Consider the following 2,161-nt stretch of genomic DNA (forward strand, 5'->3'; position numbering starts at 1 on the left):
TGGTCAGGCTCAGTGGCCCGCGCGTGGTATCGCCGCCGACCAGGCCCACGCCGCAGTTCTGCGCCATGGCGTTCAAACCCTGGGCATAGCGTTGCAGCCAGTCGGCATCGACGGTGGGGGTTGTAAGGGCAAGGGTAAATGCAACGGGGTGGGCGCCCATGGCGGCCAGATCGCTCACTGCCACGGCCAGCGAGCGCTGGCCGAGCAGGAACGGATCACAGGGGTCGGCGAAATGCACGCCGGCCACTAAGGTATCGGTGGAGATTGCCAACTGCTCCCCAGCGGGGAGCGCCAGCAAGGCGCAGTCATCGCCGATCCCCAGGGCAATGCCCTCGCCGCCCTGCGCACAGGGCGCGGCGGCGAAGTATTTGCGGATCAGCTCAAACTCGCCCATTCAGGACTCAAGCGCAGGTTAGCGCTTGTACGCCTTCACTTCGGCTTCACGCAGGCGCGGGGCCAGCTTGTCGAGCACGCCGTTGACGAACTTGTGACCGTCGGTCGAACCGTAGACTTTCGCCAGTTCGATACCTTCGTTGATCACCACGCGGTACGGCACGTCGACGCGCTTGAGCAGTTCCCAGGTGGACAGGCGCAGTACGGCCAGTTCAACCGGGTCCAGCTCTTCGATAGTCAGGTCCAGACACGGGGTCAATGCAGCGTCGATCTCGGTCAGGTTGGCCGGGACACCGTGCAGGATGTCGTGGAAGTAACTCTGGTCGGCGAAGGCGAAGTCATTGTCGACGCGAAATTGCGCTTCGATTTCGTTCAGCGAAGTGCCGGCCATGTGACGCTGGTACAGCGCCTGGGTGGCGAGCTGACGGGCAGCACGGCGCTTTTCGCTTTTCGATGGCTTACCGGCGTCCGCCGGACGCTCGTCGCGCGGGTTGAAACGATCGCTCTCGTCGGAAATCACTTGGCCTCCAACTGCGCCAGCAGGCTGACCATTTCCAGGGCGGACAGGGCAGCTTCAGCACCTTTGTTACCGGCCTTGGTGCCGGAACGTTCGATAGCTTGTTCGATCGAATCCACAGTCAGCACGCCGAAAGCAACCGGTACGCCGAACTCCATGGACACCTGGGCCAGGCCCTTGGTGCATTCGCCAGCCACGTATTCGAAGTGCGGCGTGCCGCCACGAATGACCGCGCCCAAGGCGATGATCGCCGCGTATTCACCGCGTTGCGCAACTTTTTGCGCAACCAGCGGAATTTCGAAGGCGCCAGGGGCGCGGATGATGGTGATGTCGCTCTCGCTCACACCGTGGCGAACCAGGGCGTCCACGGCACCGCTTACCAGGCTTTCAACCACGAAGCTGTTGAAGCGGCCAACCACCAGGGCATAGCGGCCTTTGGGGGCAATGAAGGTACCTTCGATGGTCTTCAGGGTCATTCGACAAATCTCTTAAAGAGCCGGGACGCTAAAAGTGCGTCCCTCAGTGATGATTTAACCGCGAACAAGGGGCAAAAATCGCCAGCCTTTATTCGGAGGGCACGTATTCTACAACTTCCAGGTCGAAACCGGATATCGCATTAAATTTCATCGGTGCGCTCATCAGGCGCATTTTGCGCACGCCAAGGTCGCGCAGGATCTGCGAACCGGCGCCGACGATGCTGTAGGTGGTCGGCGTTTTGACCTGGGTTTGCTCGGCAGACTCGCGAATATGCGCGAGCAAGACGTCGCCATCCACCGCGTTGCCCAGCAGCAGCACCACTCCGCTGCCGGCCTCGGACACCGCAGCCATCGCGGCGCGCAGGCTCCAGCGCCCCGGTTGCTTGACCATCAACAGGTCGCGCAGTGGGTCCATGTTGTGGACGCGCACCAGGGTCGGCTCGTCGGCGCAGATGGTGCCTAGGGTCAGCGCCATATGGACGTCGCCTTCCACCGAATCACGGTAGGTCACCAGGTTGAATTGGCCCAGTTCGCTGTCCAGCGGCTGCTCGGCAATCCGCTGAACGGTACGTTCGTGGATCATCCGGTAGTGAATCAGGTCGGCAATCGTGCCGATCTTGAGGTTGTGTTCGGCGGCGAAGGTTTCGAGCTCGCTACGACGGGCCATGGTGCCGTCGTCGTTCATCACTTCGCAGATCACCCCGCTCGGCTCGAAACCGGCCATGCGCGCCAGGTCGCAGGCGGCTTCGGTGTGGCCGGCACGGGCCAGGGTGCC

4 protein-coding genes are annotated in these 2,161 nt (G+C 62.3%); all 4 read right to left on the reverse strand.

Features of this window, described 5'->3' with window-relative positions; all coding sequences use genetic code 11:
• On the reverse strand, nt 1–394 hold a 394-nt coding region (locus tag L9Z73_RS29555), incomplete at its 3' end, for an AIR synthase related protein (RefSeq protein WP_247408425.1).
• An 18-nt stretch (nt 395–412) separates the two neighbouring features.
• Nucleotides 413–913 carry a transcription antitermination factor NusB gene (gene nusB / locus L9Z73_RS29560; RefSeq protein ID WP_247408426.1) on the reverse strand — a complete coding sequence of 167 codons (501 nt, stop codon included), beginning with the start codon at nt 911–913 and terminating at the stop codon, nt 413–415.
• Complete coding sequence (ribH, locus tag L9Z73_RS29565) at nt 910–1,386, reverse strand: 6,7-dimethyl-8-ribityllumazine synthase (protein WP_247408428.1); 477 nt, start codon at nt 1,384–1,386, stop codon at nt 910–912. Before ribH ends, nusB begins: the two co-directional genes overlap by 4 nt.
• Nucleotides 1,387–1,474: 88 nt before the next feature.
• Nucleotides 1,475–2,161: 3,4-dihydroxy-2-butanone-4-phosphate synthase (locus L9Z73_RS29570; protein WP_247408430.1), on the reverse strand; the 687-nt coding region annotated here is incomplete at its 5' end.

The organism is Pseudomonas emilianonis, from assembly GCF_023072625.1.
Taxonomy (GTDB): domain Bacteria; phylum Pseudomonadota; class Gammaproteobacteria; order Pseudomonadales; family Pseudomonadaceae; genus Aquipseudomonas; species Aquipseudomonas paraveronii.

Coding starts and splice junctions, on each gene's coding strand:
- ribH (WP_247408428.1), bottom strand. CDS start 1,386: ATGACCCTGAAGACCATCGAAGGTACCTTCATTGCCCCCAAAGGCCGC.